Origin of the sequence: Streptomyces durhamensis (assembly GCF_000725475.1) — a bacterium.
GTDB classification, from domain to species: Bacteria; Actinomycetota; Actinomycetes; order Streptomycetales; family Streptomycetaceae; genus Streptomyces; species Streptomyces filipinensis.
Genome location: NZ_JNXR01000012.1, coordinates 181,136 through 204,942 on the forward strand (window position 1 = coordinate 181,136; position 23,807 = coordinate 204,942).

At 73.4% G+C, this 23,807-nt stretch carries 21 protein-coding genes and 1 pseudogene; 6 read left to right on the forward strand and 16 right to left on the reverse strand.

All coding sequences use genetic code 11. From position 1 onward, the window contains the following. Positions 1 to 5: 5 nt before the first annotated feature. The 5 genes from IO33_RS0118530 to IO33_RS0118550 form a co-directional block, all read right to left on the reverse strand. Positions 6 to 1,172 (reverse strand): cytochrome P450 family protein, encoded by a 1,167-nt coding sequence (locus IO33_RS0118530; RefSeq protein ID WP_031166242.1) that lies wholly within the window; start codon positions 1,170 to 1,172, stop codon positions 6 to 8. A 20-nt stretch (positions 1,173 to 1,192) separates the two neighbouring features. Then, complete coding sequence (locus IO33_RS0118535) at positions 1,193 to 2,545, reverse strand: amidohydrolase (RefSeq protein WP_031166244.1); 1,353 nt, start codon at positions 2,543 to 2,545, stop codon at positions 1,193 to 1,195. 162 nt (positions 2,546 to 2,707) lie between these two features. Continuing rightward, positions 2,708 to 3,694, reverse strand: a complete 987-nt coding sequence (locus IO33_RS0118540; protein WP_031166246.1) for an SMP-30/gluconolactonase/LRE family protein — start codon at positions 3,692 to 3,694, stop codon at positions 2,708 to 2,710. 130 nt (positions 3,695 to 3,824) lie between these two features. Continuing rightward, positions 3,825 to 5,672 carry an FUSC family protein gene (locus IO33_RS0118545; RefSeq protein WP_031166248.1) on the reverse strand — a complete coding sequence of 616 codons (1,848 nt, stop codon included), beginning with the start codon at positions 5,670 to 5,672 and terminating at the stop codon, positions 3,825 to 3,827. A gap of 199 nt (positions 5,673 to 5,871) precedes the next feature. Next, positions 5,872 to 6,636, reverse strand: coding sequence for a nucleotidyltransferase domain-containing protein (locus IO33_RS0118550; protein WP_031166251.1), 765 nt, complete (start codon positions 6,634 to 6,636; stop codon positions 5,872 to 5,874). Between the two features lie 196 nt (positions 6,637 to 6,832). Between IO33_RS0118550 and IO33_RS0118555 the strand changes: the two genes are divergently transcribed. Together IO33_RS0118555 and IO33_RS0118560 are read left to right on the forward strand one after the other, a co-directional pair. Beyond that, positions 6,833 to 7,249, forward strand: coding sequence for a RidA family protein (locus IO33_RS0118555; protein WP_031166253.1), 417 nt, complete (start codon positions 6,833 to 6,835; stop codon positions 7,247 to 7,249). Further along, positions 7,249 to 7,701, forward strand: a complete 453-nt coding sequence (locus tag IO33_RS0118560; RefSeq protein WP_031166255.1) for a GNAT family N-acetyltransferase — start codon at positions 7,249 to 7,251, stop codon at positions 7,699 to 7,701. Before IO33_RS0118555 ends, IO33_RS0118560 begins: the two co-directional genes overlap by 1 nt. Before the next feature lie 218 nt (positions 7,702 to 7,919). On the opposite strand, the gene IO33_RS0118565 is transcribed toward IO33_RS0118560, so the two are convergent. After that, entirely contained in the window at positions 7,920 to 8,615 is a 696-nt protein-coding gene (locus IO33_RS0118565; protein WP_031166257.1) for a uracil-DNA glycosylase, read from the reverse strand. A 347-nt stretch (positions 8,616 to 8,962) separates the two neighbouring features. Here IO33_RS0118565 and IO33_RS52550 point away from each other — a divergent pair. Continuing rightward, positions 8,963 to 9,688 (forward strand): annotated as a pseudogene (locus IO33_RS52550) (RNA-binding S4 domain-containing protein); the annotation flags it as partial. A gap of 469 nt (positions 9,689 to 10,157) precedes the next feature. On the opposite strand, the gene IO33_RS0118570 reads toward IO33_RS52550, so the two are convergent. The 3 genes from IO33_RS0118570 to IO33_RS0118580 all read right to left on the reverse strand — a co-directional run bounded on the left by IO33_RS0118570 (position 10,158) and on the right by IO33_RS0118580 (position 12,488). Continuing rightward, positions 10,158 to 10,625 carry a DoxX family protein gene (locus IO33_RS0118570; RefSeq protein ID WP_031166259.1) on the reverse strand — a complete coding sequence of 156 codons (468 nt, stop codon included), beginning with the start codon at positions 10,623 to 10,625 and terminating at the stop codon, positions 10,158 to 10,160. Between the two features lie 113 nt (positions 10,626 to 10,738). Further along, complete coding sequence (locus IO33_RS0118575) at positions 10,739 to 11,422, reverse strand: class I SAM-dependent methyltransferase (protein ID WP_031166260.1); 684 nt, start codon at positions 11,420 to 11,422, stop codon at positions 10,739 to 10,741. A gap of 154 nt (positions 11,423 to 11,576) precedes the next feature. Continuing rightward, on the reverse strand, positions 11,577 to 12,488 hold the full coding sequence (locus IO33_RS0118580; protein ID WP_031166261.1) for an acyltransferase domain-containing protein: 912 nt from the start codon (positions 12,486 to 12,488) through the stop codon (positions 11,577 to 11,579). A gap of 109 nt (positions 12,489 to 12,597) precedes the next feature. Between IO33_RS0118580 and IO33_RS0118585 the strand changes: the two genes are divergently transcribed. Beyond that, positions 12,598 to 12,894: a DUF6343 family protein gene (locus IO33_RS0118585; protein WP_051926848.1), complete on the forward strand. Its 297-nt coding sequence runs from the start codon at positions 12,598 to 12,600 to the stop codon at positions 12,892 to 12,894. Positions 12,895 to 12,917: 23 nt separating this feature from the next. Here the strand turns inward: IO33_RS0118585 and IO33_RS0118590 are convergent, their stop codons facing one another. The 4 genes from IO33_RS0118590 to rpsA form a co-directional block, all read right to left on the reverse strand. Further along, positions 12,918 to 13,298 carry a tetratricopeptide repeat protein gene (locus IO33_RS0118590; RefSeq protein ID WP_031166265.1) on the reverse strand — a complete coding sequence of 127 codons (381 nt, stop codon included), beginning with the start codon at positions 13,296 to 13,298 and terminating at the stop codon, positions 12,918 to 12,920. 50 nt (positions 13,299 to 13,348) lie between these two features. Then, a complete protein-coding gene (coaE, locus tag IO33_RS0118595; protein ID WP_031166267.1) occupies positions 13,349 to 13,972 on the reverse strand; it encodes a dephospho-CoA kinase in 624 nt (207 codons plus the stop codon). Positions 13,973 to 14,116: 144 nt separating this feature from the next. Then, positions 14,117 to 15,055: a PAC2 family protein gene (locus IO33_RS0118600; protein WP_031166270.1), complete on the reverse strand. Its 939-nt coding sequence runs from the start codon at positions 15,053 to 15,055 to the stop codon at positions 14,117 to 14,119. Positions 15,056 to 15,220: 165 nt separating this feature from the next. Continuing rightward, positions 15,221 to 16,717, reverse strand: a complete 1,497-nt coding sequence (gene rpsA, locus IO33_RS0118605; protein ID WP_031166273.1) for a 30S ribosomal protein S1 — start codon at positions 16,715 to 16,717, stop codon at positions 15,221 to 15,223. Between the two features lie 365 nt (positions 16,718 to 17,082). Between rpsA and IO33_RS0118610 the strand changes: the two genes are divergently transcribed. Together IO33_RS0118610 and IO33_RS0118615 are read left to right on the forward strand one after the other, a co-directional pair. Further along, positions 17,083 to 17,919: a class I SAM-dependent methyltransferase gene (locus tag IO33_RS0118610; RefSeq protein ID WP_209438879.1), complete on the forward strand. Its 837-nt coding sequence runs from the start codon at positions 17,083 to 17,085 to the stop codon at positions 17,917 to 17,919. A gap of 68 nt (positions 17,920 to 17,987) precedes the next feature. Further along, complete coding sequence (locus IO33_RS0118615) at positions 17,988 to 20,675, forward strand: ATP-dependent RNA helicase (RefSeq protein ID WP_031166278.1); 2,688 nt, start codon at positions 17,988 to 17,990, stop codon at positions 20,673 to 20,675. On the opposite strand, the gene pgfA is transcribed toward IO33_RS0118615, so the two are convergent. The 3 genes from pgfA to IO33_RS0118630 all read right to left on the reverse strand — a co-directional run bounded on the left by pgfA (position 20,665) and on the right by IO33_RS0118630 (position 23,762). Further along, positions 20,665 to 21,657 (reverse strand): cell envelope lipid trafficking protein PgfA, encoded by a 993-nt coding sequence (pgfA, locus tag IO33_RS0118620; protein ID WP_031166280.1) that lies wholly within the window; start codon positions 21,655 to 21,657, stop codon positions 20,665 to 20,667. The genes IO33_RS0118615 and pgfA overlap by 11 nt on opposite strands. Before the next feature lie 28 nt (positions 21,658 to 21,685). Beyond that, positions 21,686 to 21,820 (reverse strand): SPW_0924 family protein, encoded by a 135-nt coding sequence (locus tag IO33_RS49415; protein ID WP_107069335.1) that lies wholly within the window; start codon positions 21,818 to 21,820, stop codon positions 21,686 to 21,688. 163 nt (positions 21,821 to 21,983) lie between these two features. Continuing rightward, on the reverse strand, positions 21,984 to 23,762 hold the full coding sequence (locus tag IO33_RS0118630) for a lytic transglycosylase domain-containing protein (protein WP_031166282.1): 1,779 nt from the start codon (positions 23,760 to 23,762) through the stop codon (positions 21,984 to 21,986). Positions 23,763 to 23,807: the final 45 nt, after the last annotated feature.

The window sequence follows — 23,807 nt, forward strand, 5'->3', positions numbered from 1 at the left end:
GGGATCTAGTACGTCACGGGAAGGGCCCGCAGTCCCCGGGCGCGCATCGACCGCCGCCAGGTCACCTCCCCGTCCGCGAGGGCGAGTTCCGGGAGCCGCTCCAGCAGGGCCGCCAGGGCGATCTCCGTCTCCGCGCGGGCCAGCGGCGCGCCGAGGCAGTAGTGGATGCCGTGGCCGAGGGCGAGCTGCCCGGTGGCGTCGCGGGAGAGGTCGAGGCGGTCGGGGTCGGGGAAGCGGTCGGGGTCGCGGTCGGCGGCGGACAGGGACACCCAGACCGTCTCGCCCGCCGGGATGGTCACCCCGGCGATCGTCACGTCCTCGACCGGGAACCGGCGCATGGCGAGCAGCATGGGTCCCTCGTAGCGGGCGAACTCCTCGACGGCGGCGGGGAGCCGGGCCGGGTCCTCGCGCAGGGCGGCGAGCTGGTCCGGATGCCGCAGCAGGGCCAGCACGGCGTTGCCGATGAGCTGGACCGTGTTCTCGTACCCGGCGAAGAGGATGAGGAAGGCCAGGGACATCAGCTCGTCCTCGCCGAGCCGGTCGCCCTCGTCGCGTACGGCGATCAGGTCGGAGAGCAGGTCGTCGGCGGGCGCCCGGCGCTTGGCACCGAGGAGCCGGGTGAGGAAGTCGAGCATGGCCGCCATCGCCTCCTTGGTGGCGTGGGGCCGGGCCGGGTCGGGGGCCGTGAGGCTGTCGGTCCACTGCCGGAAGTCCAGCCGGTCCCCCTCCGGGATGCCGAGCAGGTCGCAGATGACGGTGATGGGCAGCGGGGCGGCGTAGGAGGCGACCAGGTCCGTGCTGCCGTGCGGGCCGAGCGCGTCGAGGAGCCGGTCGGCGGTGCGCCGGATCGGCTCGCGCAGTCGCTGGACGCGGCGCGGGGTGAAGGCGCGGCCGACCAGGCGCCGGATGCGGGTGTGGTCGGGCGGGTCCATGTTGAGGAGGTTGGCGTCGAGCGCGGGCGGCAGCGAGAGGCCCTTGTACGCGCCGGCGGTGCCGCGCCGCTTGTCCAGCGACAGCCGGGGGTCGGCCAGGGCGGCACGGACGTCCTCGTACCGGGTGACGAGCCAGGCGGCGGTGCCGTCCGGTCCGGTGATGCGGTGCACGGGCGCGGTGGCGCGCAGGTGGCGGTACACGTCGTAGGGCTGGTCGACAAGGCCGTCCGCGAGATCCATGACGGGCAGCCTACGCGGGATCAGGTGTCGTACTCCTGGATGCGCCGCCCGTGTCCCCGGTCGGTCAGCGCGGGCAGGCGGCGCGTCAACTCGCCGGTGACGGCGGGCAGATCGAGGGTGAGGAGTTCCCGGTCGCGCATCAGGACCCGGCCGTCGACGACGGTCGTACGGACGTCGGACGAGCGCGCGCTGTGCACGAGGGTCGCGGCGAGGTCGTGGACGGGCTGGGTGTGCGGACCGGTGAGGTCGACCAGGATGATGTCGGCGCGCCGGCCGGGCGCGAGGGTGCCCACGCTGTCGCCGAGGCCGACCGCGCGGGCGCTCTGCAGGGTGGCGTGGTGGAGGGCTTGGCGGGACGTCAGCCAGCGCGGATCGCCTTCGGCCGACTTCTGGATCAGGGAGGTCAGCGCCATCGACTCCCAGACGTCGAGGGAGTTGTTGGAGGCGGCGCCGTCGGTGGCGAGTCCGACGGGGACGCCGGCCGCGCGCAGGGCCCGCACCGGAGTCGTGGTCGGCCAGGCGAACTTGAGGTAGCCGCGGGGCGCGGTCGCCACGGCCGTACGGCCGCCCGTGCGGGCCAGCAGGGGCAGGTCGCGCTCGGTGATCCCGGTGCCGTGCGCGATGAGCAGGTCGGTGTCGAGGAGTCCGGCGCGGTCCAGGGTCTCGATGGGGGTGCGTCCGTGCCGGGCGAGGCTGGTCTCGGTCTGCTCGCGGTTCTCGGCGGCGTGGATGTGCACGGGCAGGCCGTGTGCGCGGGCCAGGCCGGCGGTGGCGGCGAGGTCGGCGTCGGTGACGGTGTAGGGGGCGTGCGGGGCGAGGGCGGTGGTGATGCGGCCGCCGGCGCCGCCCCGGTGCCGTAGCGCGAACTCCAGTGATCCCTCCCGGCCTCGGGCGCCCTGCGAGGAGAAGTACGCCTCCCCGAGGTGCGCCCGGATCCCGCACTCGGCCACGACTGCCGCCACCGCGTCCATGCGGAAGTAGTGGTCGGCGAAGCAGGTCACGCCGCCGCGGATCATCTCGGCGCAGGCCAGTCGGGCCCCCAACTCCACGTCTCGCTCGGTGAGGTTGGACTCGATCGGCCAGACGACGTCGTTGAACCACTCGTCGGTGGGCAGGTCCTCGGCGACGCCGCGCAGCGCGGCCATCGGCGCGTGGGTGTGACAGTTGACGAGGCCGGGCATGGCGACCTGTCCGCGGGCGTCGATGCGCTGCGCGGCGGCCGTCCGCCGCACGGCGGCCGCGGTCGTCACCGCGTCGATCACCCCGTCCCGTACGACGACCGCGGCGTCCTCCTCGAACCCGATCCGCTCCTCGTCGTCGTGCACCAGGACGGTGCATCCGGTGATGAGGAGATCGGCGGGTGACTCGGTCATCACGCCACGGTACGACGCGGCCGTCACCTCGGGTGCGCCGAACCGCGCATCCGCTCACCGCTCCGGCACGGGACGGGTCTGCGGACATCCCGGCCGCGCCACCACCGGCGGCAGCGGCGGGGCGGGGCGGGCCCGGGAAGCCGCCCGGGCCCGCCCGGCCTGTCAGAGCCCGTCTTCGCAGCTCAGACGGGCCAGCAGCAGGTTCGGGTCCTGCCGGGTGAAGTACGCGGCGCTGTCGACGTAGACCGTCCCGTCGTGCACGGCCAGGGAGGTGGGGTTGGACAGCCCGTCGGCGTGCGTGAGGACGGCGGTGTGGGTGCCGTCGGGGTGCACCTCGGCGACCTCGTCGTCGCCGATCAGGGCGGCGAGGACGGTGTCGCCGCGCGGTGTGGCGAAGGTGAAGTCGTCGATGTGGTCCAGCCCGGTGGCCCGGGTCTCGACCGTTCCCGCGGAGCCGTTCGGCCGCACGGGGATGCGCAGCAGCGTCCCGCGGTCGCTGTTGGACACCCACACGGCGCCGCCGTGGATCTTGACGCCGTTGGCACCGAATCCGGCGCCGGTCACGGGGACCGGGTCGAGGGCGGTGTCCTTGGCCCACACGGTCGGCGTGCCACCGGCCTGCGGAACCCGCCACACGGCACCCTGCACCGAGTCGGCGGCGTAGAGCAGCCCGTGGCGTTCGTCGAGGGCGAGGCCGTTGGGCAGTGCGGTCGCGGGCAGCTGGGCGATCTGCCGGGGCGTGCCGCCGTCGGGGTCGATGCGCCAGATGCCGGTCTTGCCGGTGCCGGTGGCGTAGTCGACGTAGAGCGTGCCGTCGTGGGCGCGGGCGATGCCGAAGACGGTGGCGGCCTTCAGGTTGGGGGTGTTGGCGTCGGGCTCGTCGGGCAGGGTCGCGCGGATCGTCGTGTGTCCGTCCGGGGTGACGTGGGCGATCTGCCGGGCGGAGGCGAAGGTCAGGTCGGCGGAGCCGTCGGGTTCGACCGCGATGTTCTCCGGCGACTGCCCTGCCGCCAGGTCGAAGTGGGCGACGATGTGCGGCTGGGACACGGCCGGTTCGCCGGCGACCGCGGGCGACGCCGTGAGTACGACGGCGGCGGCGACGGCCGTGGCGGCACCGGTCGCGAGTCTGAGACGGGTGAGTCGGGACATGGACTGGACCTCTCCTCGGGCGGGGAACATGGACCTCTCCCTGGGACGCGGGAACGCCTGTGGAGGTTGACTCTCCCTGAGACACCAGTGATTGATGAGTCGTCAGATCACGGGAGGGATCCGGACCGCCTCATCCGGCGAGGGGAAGTCCGGGCAGCCGCAGCGCCGTCCGCTCCCGGCCCTTCTCGAACTCGGCCAGCAGCTCCGCGAGTCGGTCCAGGTGCCGGGCCGCGAGACGGCCGGAGTCGTCGAGGTGGACGGCGCAGGCGGTGGTCGTGTCCACGAGCCGTTCCAGGGTGGCGACGATCTCGTCCGCGCCCTCCGCGTGCCGGGCCAGCGGGGGGAGTTCGGCGGCGGCGAGGACGACGGCCGCGCGGGCCTCGGCGAGAGCGCGGTAGGCCTCGCGGCGCAGCGTCCAGCGGGTGGCGCGGTCCTGGGACCGGGTCACCACGTGGGCGAGGTACGCCTGCGCCGCGTCCCCCGCGGCGGTCAGCCGGGCCCGCACTCCCCCGCCCCGCTGCCCCGGCATCGGCAGGTGCCCGACGACGAGCACGATCACGCAGGCCAGCAGGGTCTCCCCGATCCGGCTGACGGAGGCCTGGGGCTCCCCGCCGGTCATCAGGAGGCTGAGGACGAGGACGGTCACGACGGCTGTCTGGGCGGCGAAGTGCCGTGTGGCCACGGGGATCAGGGCGCCGCTGACGGCCACGAGCGCGATGAGCCCGCCGGGCCTCGGCAGGACGGCGGCGAACCCGGCGAACACGAGAGCGCCCAGCACGGTCCCGGCCGCCCGGCACAGCACCCGGGACACGAGCGGCCCGAGGTCGGGCTTGACGAGGAAGACGGCGGTGGCCGGCAGCCAGTACCAGTGCTGGTGGTGGCCGTACCAGCGGGTGTGGTGCAGCGCCTGCGCCACGGCGGCGCCGGCGCCGAAGCAGAGGGCGACCCTGAGGCCGTACTCGCGTCCGCCGGCGCCGAGGGCGATGCGCACCAGGGTTGCGGCCGTACGCCTGCGGGTGTGCAGGTCGGTCGGCTTGCCGCGGTCGAAGGCCTCGGCGGCGCGCAGCAGGGCGTCGTCGAGGGCGCGCAGGGCGGGCGCCGACCGGTGCGGGGCGGGCAGCGGGCCGGTGGCGGTGTTGTCGCGGACGGCTGCGGCGAGTCGCCGGGGCCCTGCGGCGGCCCGCGCCGAGACGGGCTCCCCGGCCCAGAACAGGGCGGTGGCGGCCTCGGCGAGGGGCAGCGCGGCCGCGTACCGCGCGTGCAGCCGGCGCTCGGCGGCGGAAGAGGCGAACCGGCGCAGCCGGGGCCCGGCGAGGGCGTCCTGGGCGTGGTCGAGGGCGGCGGTGAGTGCGGCCCGCCGGGCGGTGGCCTGCTCACCGCCCACGGCATCGAGCAGGGCGGCGACGGCGTCGTACACCGCGGCGACCGCCGCCCGCTCCCCGTCGAAGCGGAAGTCCCCGGCGAGCGAACCGGGTGTGGGCAGGGCGAGCCGCAGCACGAGCAGCCAGCCGGCCCCGGCGAGGAAGGCGAGGGCCCGCTGCCAGCCGCTCTCGGCCGCCGGCATCCCGGCACCGAGGGCGGCGCCGACGAGCAGCTGCGTGCCCGCGGCGGAGGCGACGGGTCCGATCGCGCTGACACCGCCGGCGAGCAGCCCGAGCCCGGTGAGCGCCAGGGTCAGCGGTACGGCCGTCAGCCCCTGCCCGGCACACGTGCCCACGAGCAGGCCGAGCGCGCCGGCCAGCGCGGGCACCCCGAGCCGCCTGACGGCGGCCCGGCGGCTGCCGGGCCGGTCGTTGAGGCCGGCGAGCATCGCACCGATGGCGGCGAGCACCCCGGCGGGTGTCCGCCCGGCGAGCACACCGGCGAGCAGCAGCGGCCCGGCGGCGAGCGCGCCCCGGGTCACCGCGCTCCAGGGCACGGGACCGCGCTGGGCGCGCAGGGCGTGGGCGAGCCAGGGGGGTACGGCGGGCCGGGACACGGGGCTCCTTGTGCGTACGAGGGCAAGGGTGGGGGGCCTTCGGACGACGGTGGCCGGGTGGGCTGTGCTTCCACGGTAGGGCGGGTTTCCCGGGGGACCGGGGCGATCACGTTTCAGGCAGGTGAAAGGTGCCCGGGACGGCTGGTTTCTTTATGAACGCAATGCCCGGCGCCTTCACGAACGCACCGCTTCGACGGTTCTACACACGCGGTGCCCCGACGATCCGCTCGGCTTCGGTGACGGCACGCACCAGCACGTCGGGTGCGCCGCGCAGCCCGCCCACCACCGCGTCCATCCGGCGCAGCCCCGCCCGCTCCAGCAGCTGCTTCTCGTTCGTCACCCACTCGCCGCGGGCCGCGAGCACGCCGTGCGCGGCCTGGGCGGCGGCCGTGGCGATGGCCCCGGCGGTCTCGGTGAGGCGGCCGTGGGCGGCGTGGTGGGCCTTCGCGTACGCGAGGGTGGCACCGGCGGTGCCGTGCCAGCGCTCGGCGGCGCTGACGCGCAGCCTGGCCGGGTAGCCCGCGGGGCGGGGGAGGGTGCCCCGGAGCACCTGGTTGACGGCCAGTTCGGCCACGACCAGATAGGTGGGGATACCGGCGAGATGGAAGAGCAGCGGCTCCACCCGGAACCGTCCCTCCTCCGCCTCCGCCAGTTCGTGCTCCACCACGTCCAGATCCCGGTAGTGCACATCCACCCGGCGCCCGTCGACGGTCAGCCAGGCCCCGCCGTTGAAGACCCCGCCGCCCCAGCCGCCGACCTCGGACACCTCCCCCTCCCAGCCGACGGCCCGCAGGTCGTCCGGGTCGAAGGCGCCGCGGTAGTAGACCGCCAGGTCCCAGTCGCTGTCGGGGCGATGGGTGCCCTGGGCCCGGGAGCCGCCGAGGGCCACGGCCTCGACTGCGGGGAGGGCGGCGAGACGGTCGGCCGTGGCGGCGAGGAACTCCGTGTCGGGAAGGGCGGGCATGGTGGGGGCCTCCACTGGTGCGGGGGAAGGGAGGGGGCGGGGAAGGGAGCGTAGGGCGCGGCCGGGGGCCGCGGCGACCCGATAAGTGGCGGCGGCGGGCCAAGTGGGGGCGGCGGGGCGGAAATCCGGATGCGTGGGGCCGTACGGGCCACCGATGATCGGCATTTGACGATTCCGACTACCCCAGGGAGCCGCCATGATCCGCCGGGTCAACGCGCCCAGCCTTTTCCCGCCGCCCACCTACGCGCATGCCTCGGTGGTGGAGGCGGGCACCAGGCTCGCCTTTCTGGCGGGAGCCGTGCCGCTCGACGCGAAGGGGGAGATCGTCGGTCCGGACGACCCGGTACGGCAGGCCGAGCAGGTGATCGCCAATCTGCGGGAGCAGCTGGCGGCCGTCGGGAGCGATGTGGCGCACGTGGTCGCGACGGACGTGTACGTGGTGAGCGGCGAGCCCTCGGTGCTGTCCGCGGTGTGGGAGGTCGTGGAGTCCTCGGGGCTGAGCACGGGTCCGCACTCGTCCACTCTGCTCGGCGTCGCCTGCCTCGGTTACACCGGTCAGCTGGTGGAGATCACGGCCACGGCCGTGGTGCCGGAGCGGGAAGGGGGCCGGTGATGGCGGAAGTGGTGCTGCGCCGGGCCGTGGCGGCGGATGCCCGTGCCGCCGCCGATGTGTGGCTGCGGTCCTTCCGTGCCGCACTGCCCACCGTCGTACGGCCGCACTCCGACGACGGCGTGCGGGAGTTCTTCCGGCATGTCGTGGTGCCGTCGCGGGAGACCTGGGTGGCGGAGGCGGACGGTGAGGGGATCGTCGGACTGATGGTGCTGGACGGGGAGGCGCTGTCCCAGTTGTATCTGGACCCCGACTGGCGGGGGCGCGGCATCGGCGACCGGTTCGTCGCGCTGGCCAAGGAGCGCAGCCCCGGCGGGCTGACCCTGTGGACCTTCCAGGTCAACAAACCCGCCCACCGTTTCTACGAACGCCACGGTTTCACCGCCGTCGAGTGCACCGACGGGGCCGGGAACGAGGAACGGGAGCCGGACGTGCGGTACGTCTGGCAGCCGTGAGGGGCGTTTTCCTGCGGCACGTCTGGCAGCCGTGAGGGGCCCTTTCCTGCAGCACGTCTGACGACCGTGCGACCGGCCCCGCGGCACGTCCACCAGCCGTCGGGCCGGGCCTGCGGCACGTCTGGCAGCCGTACGGGGGTTTGTCCGGCACCGATTCCGAGGACGGGGACGGAGCGATCGCCGCCGGCTCCCCCGAAGGCGGTTTCGGTGAGCGCCGGCTACGGCAGACCGGCCGCGTCCGCCGCTGTGCGCAGCACCTCGCGCAGCATCTGCGGGGTGAGCCGGCCGGTGAAGGTGTTGCGCTGGCTGACGTGGAAACAGCCGAAGAGCTCCAGGCCCTCCAGGGGGACCCGGATGCCGTGGGCGAAGGCCGGGCGGGGGCGGGGCACGGTCCAGCCCGCCTCGGTGAAGGCGGGCAGTGCGGCCTGCCAGCCGAAGGCGCCGAGGACGACGGCGGCCTTCAGGGCCGGACGCAGCAGCTTCAGCTCCTGGACCAGCCACGGGCGGCAGGTGTCCCGCTCGCCGGGGGTCGGCTTGTTCGCGGGCGGTGCGCAGTGCACGGGCGCGGTGACGCGGACGCCATACAGTTCCAGCCCGTCGTCGGCGCTGACGGAGGTGGGCTGCGAGGCGAGTCCCACGTCATACATCGCCTGGTAGAGCACGTCTCCGGAGCGGTCCCCGGTGAACATCCGGCCGGTGCGGTTGCCGCCGTGCGCGGCGGGAGCCAGCCCGATGATCGCCAGCCGGGCGTCGGCCGGACCGAACCCGGGCACCGGCCGCCCCCAGTACGTCCAGTCGGCGAACGCGGCCCGTTTCGTCCGGGCCACCTCCTCCCGCCACTCGACCAGCCGCGGGCAGGCCCGGCAGTCCGCGACACGCCGGTCGAGCCGCGCGAGTGCGCTGCTGTCGTCCATACGGCCACCGTATGCCCGGGCCAGGCCGGACCGGCGAAAACGCCTCTCCCCCACCTCTCCCACACCACCACGGCACCCCCGCCGGGACCGCCCCCGCCGCGCCGGCCCCGGGTCGGCCACGCGCCCAGACGGCCAGACGGCCAGACGGAGACCGCTCAGCTGCCAAGCTGCCAAGCCAACGGCTCCCTCGGGGCGGCGGTGCCGTGGGATGGCACCGGGTCCGCTCCATCGCCGGCCGGACCGGCCCGGGTTCCCTCGACCGGCGGCCTCCAGCTGCTCTCCGGCCACCCCGCAACCCCGGAAAAATCGCCCCCGGCTCATCCGGCCCGGGAGTTAGGGTCGGGGACATGGCTTCCGAGGATGCGGACGAGAACGTGAGCGGTGGGACCGGCGGGCCGGACGCGACCGGTTCTGCTCAGGACGCCCAGGACACCGGTGCCTCCGCTCACCGGCCTGTCGCTGCCGACCAGCCTGTCGATCCGAAGATCGCCGCCGCGGTGGCCGCCGCCGAGGCCGCCGGCCCGGGCCGGGGCGAGACGGTACGGATCGACAGCTGGATCTGGGCCGTACGTCTGATCAAGACGCGTTCCCTGGGCGCCACCGCCTGCCGAGGCGGCCACGTTCATGTGAACGGTGAGCGGGTGAAGCCCGCCTACTCCGTGCGCGTCGGCGACGAGGTGCGCCTGCGGCACGAGGGCCGCGAACGGATCGTGATCGTCAAGCGTCTGATCCGCAAGCGGGTCGGCGCCCCCGTGGCCGCGCAGTGTTACATCGACAACTCCCCTCCGCCCCCTCCCCGAGAGGCCCTCGCCCCTGCCGGAATCCGTGACCGAGGCACCGGCCGCCCCACCAAGCGCGACCGCCGCGAGATGGAGCGCCTCCGCAGCCTCGGGGGCCCGGGCATCCCGGGCGGCGGCTCCGTTGCCTTCCGCGGCCCCGCAGGCCCCAGCGGCTTCGCCGGACCCGGCGGGCTCGGCGGCCCCGGTGGATCCGGTGCCTTCGGAGGATCCGGTGGAGCAAGCGGGCGGGCTGGATCCGGGGCCGGCAGGCGCGGTGGAACCGCGGCTGGGGGGCGGACTGGATCCGGAGCCGGCGGGCCCGGTGGATCCGGCGGAACCAGCGGGCACGGTGGGTCCGGCAGGCACGGTGGAACCGGCTCGAACGGATCCGGTGGATCCGGTGGATCCGGTGGATCCGGTGGATCCGGTGGATCCGGGGCCGGTAGAACCGGTGGGCGTGGGTCCGCTGGGCGCCCCCGGGGACGGTGATCCGAGGGCGGGGGCCCTACCCGCAGGCATGCATCCGCCGAGTACAGCGACCGGGCCCCCGCGCCCGGCCGTTGCGTCGACCCGCCGCCACGGTGAGGCCCGCCTCCTTCGCCCCTGCGGCGGCTCAGACCGACGGCCCAGGCCCATCCGCCCGTGCTCTCGTCCGCTCGTCCGCTCGTCCGCTCGTCCGCTCGTCCGCTCGTGCAGGCTTCGGCCCGGTCGGCTTGGCCGTCGAGGCACCGGAGTCTCCGCACGGTGCCAGGGGACGTCGGCGTCATCCTCGCCGCACCGACCGCAGCAGCTCCCTGTTGTGACCACGTCGCGCCCAGGCGATCAGGGCGAGCGGCACCATCAGGATCAGCGGGGTCGCCGCGTTCTGGCCGTCGAAGACCGTGAGCTGGACGATGAACGCGCCCACCATGAGCGCGCTGAGCGCGATCGCCGCCACGGACTGCAGGACGGGGATCAACAGCGCTATGGCTCCGGCGAGTTCGAGCGCGCCGATGGTGTACATGGCCCCGCTGCCCCAGCCGATCCTGTCGAAGGACTCGACGGCCGAGGGATGCGCGATGAGCTTGGGAAGCGCGCTCGCGACGCCGTAGAACAGCGCGAGCAGCACCTGCACGGACCGCAGCGCGACCCGAGCCGCGCGCCTCCGGCCGCTGGGGGAACCGGCGAGGGTGACCGGAGTGGCGGGGGTGACCGGAGTGGCGGGCGCGACGCGGGCGGTGGACTCGGACATGGGGGTCTCCTGGGGGAAGCGGTGCCGGTTGCTTTCACAGAGGTAGACCCCACCCGAACCGGAAACTCATCGCTCTCCGCCCGCCCGCTGCGACCAAGTGCCCGCTGCGACCGCTACGCCTTCGGCACCGCTCTCACCCAGGTCCCGTCCGGGGTCAGATACGCGTCCACCTCCAGTCCCGCTTCCTCCAGTGCCGACTCGAACTGCTGCTTTGTCAGCGGTCGGGCCAGGAACGTCTGGGTCCAGAACGCGTCCGGGAAGACGTACTCCGCGCGGACCGAGTTCACCCCGTCTCCGGCCGGCTCCACCGAGGCGATCCTCACGGTGAATCCGCTCGGGTCGACCCGCTCCCTCGGCACATTCGTGTGGTAGTCCTCGCCCTCCCGCTGAATGAGCACGCAGCCGCCCTCCGCCACATGGCCGGCGCAGGTGCGCAGCATGCCCAGGCGCACTTCCTCGTCGCCGTTGTGCACGAGGAACGACGCGAGCATCACCACCTCGAATCTCTCGCCGCCCAGGTCCAGGGCCTCGATCGGACTGCATATCGTGCGCGCCCCGCGGACCCGGCTCAGCATGTCGGCGGACTCGTCCACCGCCGTGACCGTGAAACCCCGCTCGATCAAGGGGTGGGTCATGCGGCCCACCCCGCTGCCCAGCTCCAGGATGTGCGCCCCGGCCGGTGCCGCCGCGGCGATGATGTCCGGCTCGTTGCCCACCGGCAGCCGCTCGTACAGCTCCACCGCGCAGCCGTCCGGGGTGATCGCACCGGGTCCCGTGCCCTCGTATCCCTCACGCATCTCGACCGTCATGCCCGGACAACGGCCCGTCTCCGCACGTCCGTTCCCCTACGCCGACGATTCACCCGTTCGAGTCATTCCGCGTCAGCCGGCGGAGACGCCAGGGGGCGGAGAACGTCAGCCGACGGAGGACGTCGATCGGTGCAGGACGTCGTCAGTCGGCCGAGAACGGGAACCACCCGTGGCCGACGTACCAGTGGCCGCCCGCCCGCAGGTGGTCTCCCACGGCCCGCTCCACGGAGGTGCGGCGCGGCAGTTCCGCGACCGGCAGGTCGGGGTCGCCGAAGACGAACAGGACCGGTTCGGTGTCGGACGGCTCGGTGTCCTCGCGGGCGGTGCGGAACCGGTCCTGGAAGCGGACGATGTGGGAGTCGGCGGGCAGGTACCGCTTCAACTGCGGGTCGAGGAGCCAGGAGTGGCACAGCGCGGCCACCGGCCGCTCCTCGGGGTAGTGCACCGCGAAGAACTCGCGGGCCCGGGCGAGGGAGCGGTCACAGGCGGACGGTGTCAGCGGGCCGTGGAAGTCGGGGATGTGCAGGTTCAGACAGGGCGTACCGGGGGCCGCGTCCAGTCCGGCCGCCGCGATCACCGGTGCCGAGCGCTGACCGAGCCGTGCCCGCTCGAACTGGAGCCTGCCCAGCTGGTACAGCTCTCCCCGGAAGTGCCGGACGAGCCAGCTCTGGGCGTGCACGCCCGTCGTACCGTGCCGTCGCCGGTGCACCGCCATCTGACGGCCCAGGTCGGCCAGGGTGCGCCGGGAGACCTCGGCCGGGATGCCGCGTTCCCGGTGCCGGGCGAGTGTGTGCGGGAGCGCGGCGATGAACACGTACGCGGCGAAGGTGCCGCTCAGCCCGGCCGGCGCCGCGGCGAAGAGGTCGGCGAGGTCGGGTGGGTGACCGGTCGCCTCCGGGTGGCGGAAGAGCTCCTCGACGCACTCCTGCAGGAGTACCAGCGCACCCGGGTCAGCGGTCACCCGGCGCCGACCGGCCACCAGTTCGTTGACGTCCTCGTGCGGCACGGCCAGGTCGAGGAGCAGTTCGGGCAGGTCATCGGCGTCCGGCAGCAATGGATCCCCCTTCGACGCGCGGCGACACCCGCGCCTGGGCGCCGGACGGAAGCGCGCCGTTGATGAACGTCGTCACCGAAGAGTACGTTGCTGGAAGGAGTGGTGACCGATGCGTACCGGCAGTGAACCGGCGACCGCGCGCAGTGTTCTGCGGGCGCGGTTCTGGTTGTGCGTGTGGGGGCTGGTCTGGGCGGTGTTCGGCACGGCGGCGTTCGCGCTCGCCGGGCGTCCGGGGTGGGCGGCGGCCTGCGGGGTGCTGTGGCTGGTGGTCACCGTGGACATGACCATGATCCTCAGACACATCCGGCAGGGCCCGCACTACCAGCCGGGCCGTGACGTGCCGCCGTACCCGCCGCCGGACGGTGGGCCGCCGTACCCGGGGCCGCCGAGGCACCGTCATCCGTGATCGGCCGACGGAGCGGGGGCCGCTCACTCGTCGAAGCGCGCCGCCTTCACGTACTGCGGGTTCGGGTCGAGCGCGGCCGCGAGGCGGAAGTGGCGTTTGGCCTGGTCGGGACGTCCCTGGCGTTCATAGGTGCGGGCCAGTGCGAAGTGCGCGAACGCGTTGTCCGGCTCACGCTCCAGCACAATGGTGAATTCCAGCTCGGCGGGCCTCAGTTGTGCCGCGGCGAAGAAGGCACGCGCGCGGAGCAGGCGGGCCGCGGTGTTCTCCGGGTACGCCGCGATGACTCCGTCGAGCAGCTTCACCGCACCTCGCGGATCCCGCGAGTTGAGCAGATGCTCGGCTGCACGGAAGTCGATGACATGCGTTTCCGGAGTACGTCCGGTGGAACCGCTGGTCTCGGGCACGGCAGAGTCCTTCCCTCGCTGCGGCACTTCAACGCCCGCGGCGGGGCCCGCTATTCCGCGCCCTGCGCCGCTGAACCCGCGCGGGCCCGCCGTACGAGGTCACCCCACACCTCGGCGACACGCTGGTGCAGCGCGTCCAGGGGTACGTCGTTGTCGATCAGGACGTCCGCGATCTGCCGGCGCTGCTCGCGGGTCGCCTGCGCGGCCATACGCGCGCGTGCGTCGCTCTCGGTCATCCCGCGCAGCCGGACCAGCCGGTCGAGCTGGGTCGCGGGGCTCGCGTCGACGACGACCACGAGGTCGTAGAGCGGTGCCAGACCGTTCTCCGTGAGGAGGGGCACGTCGTGGATCACGACGGCGTCGTCGGCCGCGGCGTCCTCCAGCTCGCGGGAGCGGGCGCCCACCAGGGGGTGCACGATCGAGTTGAGGACGGCGAGCTTCTCGGGGTCGGCGAAGACGATCGAGCCGAGCTTGGGCCGGTCCAGTCCGCCGTCCGCGGTGAGGATCTCCTCGCCGAAGGCCTCGACCACGGCGGCGAGGCCGGGGGTGCCCGGCGCCACGACCTCCCGCGCGATGCGGTCCGCGTCGATCAGCACGGCCCCGTGCTCCACGAGCAGCCGTGACACCTCGCTCTTGCCGGCGCCGATCCCACCGGTCAGGCCCACTTTCAGCATGACGGGAAGCCTAGACGCTCCGCTTGGCGGCCGGAGCGACGGGTGCTGCCGCTGCGAGGGGTACGGGCCGGTACGCCGCACAGGCAGGTGGGAGCCGGGCACCCCGCACGGCGAAGCCCCCATCGATACGGCTCCGGCGTGCTCTCAGCTGTCGCCCTCCCGCTCCGCCAGGAACCGCTCGAACTCGCGCCCGATCTCGTCGGCCGACGGGATCTCCACGGGCTCGGCGAGCATGTTGCCCCGGGTCTCGGCGCCCGCGGCGGCGTCGTACTGGTGCTCCAGGCCCTGGACGAGCGCGGTGAGTTCCTCGTCGCCCTCCTGGATCTGCCGGTCGATCTCCGTCTGGGTGCGGTGCGCGTCCGTGCGCAGCGCGTGCGCCACGCCCGGCAGGACGAGCCCGGTGGCAGCCGTGATGGCTTCCAGGACGGTGAGGGCGGCGTCCGGGTAGGCGGAGCGGGCGATGTAGTGCGGGACGTGCGCGGCGACGCCGAGGACCTCGTGTCCGGCTTCCATCAGGCGGTACTCCACCAGCGCCTCGGCGCTGCCGGGCACCTGGGCCTCGTCGAAGGGGCTGCGGTGGCCGGGGACGAGGTCCGTGCGGTTGCCGTGCGGGGTGAGGCCCACCGGGCGGGTGTGCGGGACGCCCATGGGGATGCCGTGGAAGTTCACGGACAGGCGGACGCCGAGCCGCTCCACGATCTGCCGTACGGCCGCCGCGAACCGCTCCCACTCCACGTCCGGCTCGGGACCGGACAGCAGCAGGAAGGGGGCGCCGGTGGTGTCCTGGACGAGGCGGACCTCGATGGCCGGGACCTCGTATTCGGTCCAGCGGTCCTGCTTGAAGGTCAGCAGGGGCCGGCGGGCCCGGTAGTCCACGAGCCGGTCGTGGTCGAAGCGGGCGACGAGCTGGTGGGGCAGTGAGTCGAGCAGCCGGTCGACGATCTGGTCCCCGGTCTCGCCCGCGTCGATGTATCCGTCGAAGTGGTAGAGCATGACAAGGCCGGCCGACTCCTGGGCGAGCGCCATGTCGACAACGGCGAGGCCCTTCGGCTCCCATGCGTACAAACCCTGCGGATCAAGCACTGTGACCGCTCCTCCTCGTGTTCGTCGTCGTCAACACGCCCTGGAGAGCGGGCATTCCCGCGACACGCCACTGATCAGCATCGGCCTCGAAAACGCCTGAGGGGCCGCACCTCGAAAGGTGCGGCCCCTCAGAGCCGACTATCGGCTACGCCTCAGCGGCTGCGCTCAGCTCTGGCCGCCGGCCAGCTTCTCGCGCAGCGCGGCCAGCGCCTCGTCCGAGGCCAGCGCACCGGAGGTGTCCGCACCCTCGGAGGAGTACGAACCGCCACCCGCGGCCGGAGCCGCACCGGCGGCGTCGCCACCCTCGGCGGCAGCGGCAGCGTCGGCCTCGCGGCTCTTGATGACCTGCTGCTGGTGCTGCTCGAAGCGCGTCTGCGCCTCGGCGTACTGGCGCTCCCACTCCTCGCGCTGCTTCTCGTAGCCCTCGAGCCAGTCGTTGGTCTCGGGGTCGAAGCCCTCGGGGTAGATGTAGTTGCCCTGGTCGTCGTAGGACGCGGCCATGCCGTACAGGGTCGGGTCGAACTCGACCGAGGCCGGGTCGGCACCGAAGGACTCGTTGGCCTGCTTCAGCGAGAGGCTGATGCGACGACGCTCGAGGTCGATGTCGATGACCTTGACGAAGATCTCGTCGTTGACCTGGACGACCTGCTCCGGGATCTCCACGTGGCGCTCGGCCAGCTCGGAGATGTGGACCAGACCCTCGATGCCCTCGTCCACGCGGACGAACGCACCGAACGGAACCAGCTTCGTGACCTTGCCGGGCACGACCTGGCCGATCTGGTGGGTGCGGGCGAACTGCTGCCACGGGTCTTCCTGGGTCGCCTTCAGCGACAGGGAGACGCGCTCGCGGTCCATGTCGACGTCGAGGACCTCGACGGTGACCTCCTGGCCGACCTCGACGACCTCGGAGGGGTGGTCGATGTGCTTCCAGGACAGCTCGGAGACGTGGACCAGACCGTCGACGCCACCCAGGTCCACGAAGGCACCGAAGTTGACGATCGAGGAGACCACACCGGAACGGACCTGACCCTTCTGGAGGGTCGTGAGGAACGTCTGGCGGACCTCGGACTGGGTCTGCTCCAGCCAGGCACGGCGGGACAGGACCACGTTGTTGCGGTTCTTGTCCAGCTCGATGATCTTCGCCTCGAGCTCCTTGCCCACGTAGGGCTGGAGGTCGCGGACACGGCGCATCTCGACCAGGGAGGCCGGGAGGAAGCCGCGGAGGCCGATGTCGAGGATGAGACCACCCTTGACGACCTCGATGACGGTACCGGTGACGATGCCGTCCTCTTCCTTGATCTTCTCGATGGTGCCCCAGGCACGCTCGTACTGGGCGCGCTTCTTCGAGAGGATCAGGCGGCCTTCCTTGTCCTCCTTCTGGAGGACCAGGGCCTCGATCTCGTCACCGACGGCGACGACCTCGTTGGGGTCGACGTCGTGCTTGATCGAGAGCTCGCGGCTCGGGATGACACCTTCGGTCTTGTAACCGATGTCGAGCAGGACCTCGTCCCGGTCGACCTTCACGATGACGCCGTCGACGATGTCGCCGTCGTTGAAGTACTTGATCGTCTCGTCGATCGCGGCGAGGAAGGCTTCCTCGTTACCGATGTCGTTGACCGCAACCTGCGGGGTGGTGGCGGTGGTCTCGGTGCTGCTCGTCATGTGGGAAAGGGCTCCGGTACGGACATTGAAGTCGTAGGTACTGCTACGCCGGGAGCCCGTATCGCTCTGAAGAAGCCGGACAGCCAAGGAAGCGCCCCACCAGAGAACTGGTGATGGCGCCTCGACAACCGAGGGGACATACAACAGATGCGAGCGCAGCCTGCTACGTCTGAGGTGCGCAGGCCCGCAGCGCAACTTGTAGCATACGGGGGCAGCCGGAAAGGGTCAATGCGCGAAGGCGCACACCGGGGGCAGAACGCCACATAACCGGCAGAAGAAACGTCCTTTGAGGCCACACGGCCCATGAACCCGCCTGGGTCGCGGGCCCCGTCCGGGCTGGACGGAAGAGTACGACGAGGGAGCCGATCATCCAAGAGTCGGAAACGTACGAGACCCGGGAATCCGAGGCGGCCGAGCCGGAGGCCACGCGGCGTGACGCGGGCGTCACGGAGAGCGCACGGGCCAACCGGGGCTGGTGGGACCGCAACGCGGACGAGTACCAGGTCGAGCACGGCACGTTCCTCGGCGACGACCGCTTCGTGTGGGGCCCTGAGGGTCTGGACGAGATCGAGGCCGAGCTGCTCGGCCCGCCGGAGGAGCTGAAGGGCAAGGAGGTCCTGGAGATCGGCGCGGGTGCGGCACAGTGCGCGCGCTGGCTGGCCGCCCAGGGGGCGCGCCCGGTGGCCCTGGACCTCTCGCACCGCCAGCTGCAGCACGCCCTGCGCATCGGCGGCTCGTTTCCCCTGATCTGTGCCGACGCCGGCGCGCTGCCCTTCGCGGACGGCTCCTTCGACCTGGCCTGCTCGGCGTACGGGGCGCTGCCGTTCGTCGCCGACCCGCGGCTGGTGCTGCGCGAGGTGCGCCGGGTGCTGCGGCCGGGCGGCCGGTTCGTCTTCTCGGTGACGCATCCGATCCGCTGGGCGTTCCCCGACGAGCCGGGCCCCGAGGGCCTGTCCGTGGCCTCGTCCTACTTCGACCGCACGCCCTATGTGGAGCAGGACGAGGAGGGCCGCGCGGTCTATGTCGAGCACCACAGGACACTCGGGGACCGCGTGCGGGACATCGCGGTGTCCGGCTTCCGGCTGGTGGACCTGGTGGAGCCGGAGTGGCCGGCCTGGAACACCTCGGAGTGGGGCGGCTGGTCGCCCCTGCGCGGCAACCTGATCCCGGGGACGGCGATCTTCGTGTGCGAGCGGGACTGAGCACCGGCCGACCCTGATGGGCACGCGCGCGTAGGGGCCGTTTTCGCCGTCGTACGACACTAGGGGGCGTGATCCGTTACGACGCCCTGGACGCGCTGCCCGTGCGTTCCGCCCTGCCTGCCCTGACCGAGGCCCTGGAAGGAGCCGGCACCGCCGTGCTCGTGGCGCCGCCCGGCACGGGCAAGACGACGCTGGTACCGCTCGTCCTGGCGGGGCTGGTCGGCGGCGGTCCCGCGCGGCGCGTCGTGGTGGCGGAGCCGCGCCGGATCGCGGCCCGGGCGGCGGCCCGGCGGATGGCGTGGCTGCTGGGTGAGAGGCCCGGCGAGCGGGTGGGGTTCACCGTGCGCGGCGAACGGGCCGTGGGGCGGCACACACGCGTGGAGGTCGTCACGACCGGTGTGCTGCTGCAGCGGCTGCAGCGGGACCAGGAGCTGCCGGGCGTCGACGTCGTCGTCCTCGACGAATGCCACGAGCGGCATCTGGACGCCGACACGGTGGCCGCGTTCCTGTGGGACGTACGGCAGGCGCTGCGGCCGGAGCTGCGGCTGGTGGCCGCGTCCGCGACGACGGACGCCGAGGGCTGGGCGCGGCTGCTGGGCGGGGCGCCCGTGGTCGAGGCGGCGGGCGTCGCGCATCCGGTGCGGGTGGTGTGGGCGCCTCCGGTGCGTCCGCTGCGGCCGCCGCACGGGATGCGCGTCGATCCGGCGCTGCTGGCGCACGTGGCGTCGGTGGTGCGCCGGGCGCTGGCGGAGCGGGATGGGGACGTGCTGTGCTTCCTGCCCGGTGTGGGCGAGATCGCGCGTGTGGCGGGGCAGCTCGGGGATCTCGGGGCGGTGGACGTGCTCCAGGTGCACGGGCGGGCGCCGGCCGCCGTGCAGGACGCGGTGCTGGCGCCGGGGACGCGGCGCCGGGTGGTGCTGGCGACCTCGGTGGCGGAGTCGTCGCTGACGGTGCCCGGCGTGCGGGTGGTGGTGGACTCGGGCCTCGCGCGGGAGCCGCGGGTGGACCACGCGCGCGGGCTGAGCGGGCTGACGACGGTGCGGGCCTCACGGGCCGCCGGGCGGCAGCGGGCGGGGCGGGCCGGGCGCGAGGCGCCGGGGACGGTGTACCGGTGCTGGACGGAGGCCGAGGACGGGCGTCTGCCGGCGTTTCCGGCGCCGGAGATCAGGGTGGCCGACCTGACCGCGTTCGCCCTGCAGGCGGCCTGCTGGGGCGATCCGGACGCCTCCGGGCTGGCGCTGCTCGACCCTCCCCCGGGTGGGGCGATGGCGGCGGCGCGCTCCGCGCTGACGGCGGTGCGGGCGGTGGACTCCCTCGGCCGGGCCACGCCGGTCGGTGTGCGGTTGGCCCGGCTCGGAGTGCATCCCCGGCTGGGGCGGGCCTTGCTGGACACGGCCGGTGAGGGTGCGGAGGTCGTCGCTCTGCTCTCGGAGGAGGTGCCGCGGGACTACGGGGACGATCTCGCCGGTGCGCTGCGGCGTGCCCGGCGCGGGGGTGACGCCTACGCCGCGCGATGGGCTGCGGAGGTGCGGCGGCTGCGGGCCGTCGCGACGGAGTTCTCCCGCCCGCCCGCTCCCGGCCGTCGGCCGGAAGGCACCGGGCAGGCCGGTGCGGGCACCCCGGCCGAGGCGCGCGACCGTCGGGCAGGGACGGGCGCCGGGGCGGGAGCAGCTGCCCTGGCCGAGGGGGGTGACCGGCTGCGGGCGGGGGGCGTCGAGGGCAGGCCGGACGCTTCCGCGGCCGCCTCGGCCCCGGCCGGGACGGACGGGCGGGCCGGGGCCGGGGAGGACGGGCTCGCCGGTCTGGTCGCCGCCCTCGCCTTTCCCGAGCGGGTGGCCAGGCTGAACGGCGGGTCGTACCTCATGGCCTCCGGGACGCGCGCCGAGCTGGTGGACGGGTCGGCGCTGCGGGGCGCTCCCTGGATCGTCGTAGCCGTGGCCGACCGGCCCGCCGGGAAGGGTCACGCGCGCGTGCTGCTCGGAGCCGCCGTCGAGGAGGGCGTGGCGCTCGCCGCCGCCGGGGCGCTGTTCGCCGAGCGGGACGAGGTGCACTGGGCCGGCGGCGACGTCGTGGCCCGGCACGTCGAGCGGCTGGGGGCGATCGAGCTGGCCGCGCGCCCGCTGCGGGACGCCGACCCGGCGCTCGTACGGGAGGCCCTGCTGGACGGGCTCCGGCAGGAGGGGCTCGGGCTGTTGCGGTGGACGGCGGAGGCGGAGACGCTGCGGCAGCGGCTGGCGTTCGTGCGGGCACACCTCGGGGAGCCGTGGCCGGACGTGTCGGACGACGCGCTGCACGCGCGCGTGGACGAGTGGCTGGAGCCGGAGCTGAGCAGGGCCGGGCGACGGGCCGATCTCGGCCGGGTCGACGCCGGGCAGGCGCTCGCGCGGCTGCTGCCCTGGGCCGGCGGGGAGGCCGCCCGGCTGGACGAGCTGGCGCCCGAGCGGATCGCCGTGCCGAGTGGGTCCATGATCCGGATCGACTACGGGGATCCGGAGCGGCCGGTGCTCGCGGTGAAGCTCCAGGAGATGTTCGGGCTGCGGGAGACGCTGGCCGTGGCGGGGGTGCCGCTGCTCGTGCATCTGCTCTCCCCCGCCGGGCGGCCCGCCGCCGTCACGGCCGATCTGGCCTCCTTCTGGCAGGACGGTTACAAGGGTGTGCGGGCGGAGCTGCGCGGCCGGTATCCGAAGCATCCCTGGCCCGAGGACCCGGCCGCCGCCGAGCCCACCCGGTTCACCAATGCGCGGCTCAGGCGCTGACCGGTTCGGGGTCCGTCGCCTCCGCGGGGGCCGGGCCCTCCGGGCGGCGGCCGAGGGCTTCCAGGCAGAGGGAGAGGGCGAGGAGCAGCAGGCCCGCCGTCAGGGAGCCCCAGGGGACGTACGAGGTGAGCATCAGGACCAGGGTGCGGTTGTGCTCGACCAGGGCGACGGTGTGCTCGATGTAGTCCTCGCGCATCTTCACGTCCCCGGCGAACGCCGTGACGCCGGGCCGGCCGCCCAGCAGGGTGCCGCCGCGCAGTTCCTCCTGGTGGAGTTCCTCGCCGTAGACGGGTGCGCCGGTGACCGGCTCGACCCAGAACCTGCGGACCGTGCTGTACCAGCGGGTGGTGCCCGTCCTGGCGACCGATTCGGGTGTGATGCCCCGCACCGGCATGCTCCTGGGCATCGGGACCTTGGTCCAGGGGATGGTCTGTTCGAAGAAGTAGACCTTCAGACCGCGGAAGGTCCGGGTGCCCTTGTAGTGGATGGGGCTGGTGGTGCGGGTCTGCGCGTCGAAGTACTCGTAGTCGCGTTTCTGGGTCAGGAAGGGCCACTTGAACTCGATGCCCTGGCGGGTGACCGGGTCGCCGTCGACCATCTCGCCGGTGGCGTGGACGGGGTCCTGGCTGTGGGCGTCGAAGATGTACCGCTCGGGGACCTTGGAGACCATCTTGCCGTCGGGGCCCTGGACGTAGGAGAGGCCGTCCCAGACCACGACCGGCCGCCCCGCCGTCTTCCCGATCCTCTTGGCCGCGTCCACATCGCCCTTGAGGGTCTGCACGATGGTGACCTTGGAGACCTTCTTCGCGCGCATGGTGCCGTAGTCGAGGAGGGTGGCGCCCCTGGCCTCCAGGACCATGTCCTGGTACTGGTTCGCGGGGATCCTGGCCAGGCGCGGGAAGGCGTACCAGCGCATGAGCGGGGACAGCGCCGCGCAGAAGACGGCGCAGGCGAGCAGGACCAGGCTTGCCTTGCGGCGCATGGCCGGCCTCCCTCCCGGACGGGTGCGGCTACGGGTGCGAGGGCACCGTCGTCAGCAGCGGCTTGGGGGACGTACGGCCCGCCGGTGTGCCCGTCGCGGTGATCGTGAGGACGACGGCGAGGGCGAGGACGAGACCGGTGGCGGCGGCGATCAGGGCGCGCATACGGGCCTCCCGGCGGACGGTCTGACTGCCGACGATGTTCTGATGACTCGTCAGGTCTCGGCACCGTAGCAACGGGCGGGTGAGATGAGAACAGCGGTGCACGGACGAACGGGGGCGCCCTCCCCGCGGGTGCGGGGAGGGCGCCCTGCCGGTGCGCGTGGTGTCAGGAGGCGGACGGGGACGGCGACGGGCTCGCCGAGGTGCCGGCCGCGGCGACGTTCAGTTCGACGGTGAGGGTGCCGCCGCCGGGGGTGGTGATGCGGAGCAGGAAGGTGCCGGTGGTGTCGTCCGCGTACAGCTTCGGCAGGGTCAGCAGCCCCCTGGCGTCCGTCCGGAGGCCGGTGAGGGTGCGTACGGGCTTGCCCTCGGCGTCCTTGAAGTAGGGGCCCTTGTCGTTCTCGGTGGCGTCGGTGTCGGACGTGATCAGGGTGGCGGTGGCCGCGACCTTGTCCGCGACGGCGTCCTTGTACGTGGCCTTCACCTGGACCTGGTCGGCGAACTCGCCGCCCGGGGTGCAGGTCAGCGGGGTGTCGCTGGCGCGGGCCAGGGTGTCAGCGGCACGCTCGGTGACGGTGGCCGTGTAGCCGGCGCCCTTGACCTTGCGGCCCACGACGGTGGCCGTGACCTTGAAGTCGCCGGTCTTCTCGCCCGCTTCGAGCGCCGGGGCGAGTGCGACACCCTTGGCGTCGGTGGCGACCGTGGCCACGGTCTCGCCGCCGGTGAAGGTGGCGTCGGTGTCTCCGCTGATCGTGAACCTGAGCCTGACCTTGGCGACGGACTTGTCGGCCTTGGTCTCGGCACGGGTGCCGATCCGCTCGGTGAAGGCGTGCCCGGCCATCGCGGTGAGCTTGGCGGTCCCCGCGTCCTCCAGGTGGTCCACCGTGTCGGTGGGCGTCGACGGGGTCGCCGGCGGGGGTGTGGGCGGGACGGGCGGCTTGGGCGGCTTGGGGCTGGGACTTTCGTTCCCGCCACCCGGCTTGTCCGGCTTTCCAGGCTTTCCGGGCGTTCCAGGCTTTCCGGGCCTGTTCGGCTTGTGGTGCTTCGGGGCGGACCTGGGCTTCGACGGGCCGGAGTGCTTCGGCGACGTGGCGTGCGGGGTGTCGTCGTCGCTGCGGTGGGTGGGCACCCGGCCGGTGCCGTCGGGCACGGAGTGGGTGCCCTTGCGGTAGTACTCCAGCCAGTTCAGGACCAGGTTCAGATAGTCCTGCGAGTTGTTGTAGCTGAGGATCGCGCTGTGCAGGTCGGCCTCGCGCGACAGGTCCCAGCCGTTGCGGCACAGGTAGTGGCCGGCGGCGAGGGCGGCGTCGTAGACGTTGTTGGGGTCCTTCTTGCCGTCGCCGTTGCCGTCGCGGCCGGCCCAGGCCCAGGTCGACGGGATGAACTGCATGGGGCCGACGGCCTGGTCGTACGCCGTGTTGCCGTCGTAGGCGCCGTGGTCGGTGTCCTTGATGAGCGCGAAGCCGTTGCCGTCGAGGGCCGGGCCCAGGATCCGCCCCAGCGTGGTGCCGTCCGCGTCGACCCGGCCGCCGCGGGCCTGGCCCGACTCCACCTTGCCGATGGCGGCGAGCAGCTGCCAGGGCAGATTGCAGCCGGCCTTGGCGGAACGCAGTTCGGCCTCGGCCCTCTTGTAGGCGTCGAGGACCGTCGTCGGGATGCCGGCCTCGGCGTCGCCCCGCGCGACGGGGGTACCGGCGCTCGGCGAGGGGCTGGGGCGGGGGCTGTTGAGCGGTGGCAGGTCCGTGTAGTACGGGGAGTCGCCGGTGGCGTTGCCGTCGGAAGGCGGGTCGGGCACGGGGGCCGAGGCGCCGGCCGCGGCCTGTCTGCCGTGGTCCTCGCCGGTCACTCCCGGAGCCTGGGACGCGGACAGTGCCGCGACCGCTGCCGCGGCCACGGCGGTGGTCGCCGCCCCCTTGCGCAGCCGCCTTCCGAAATGCGCCGCCATCGAGTGAATCCCTCCCGTGGACGCCCCGCGTCCGTCTCCGTCGGT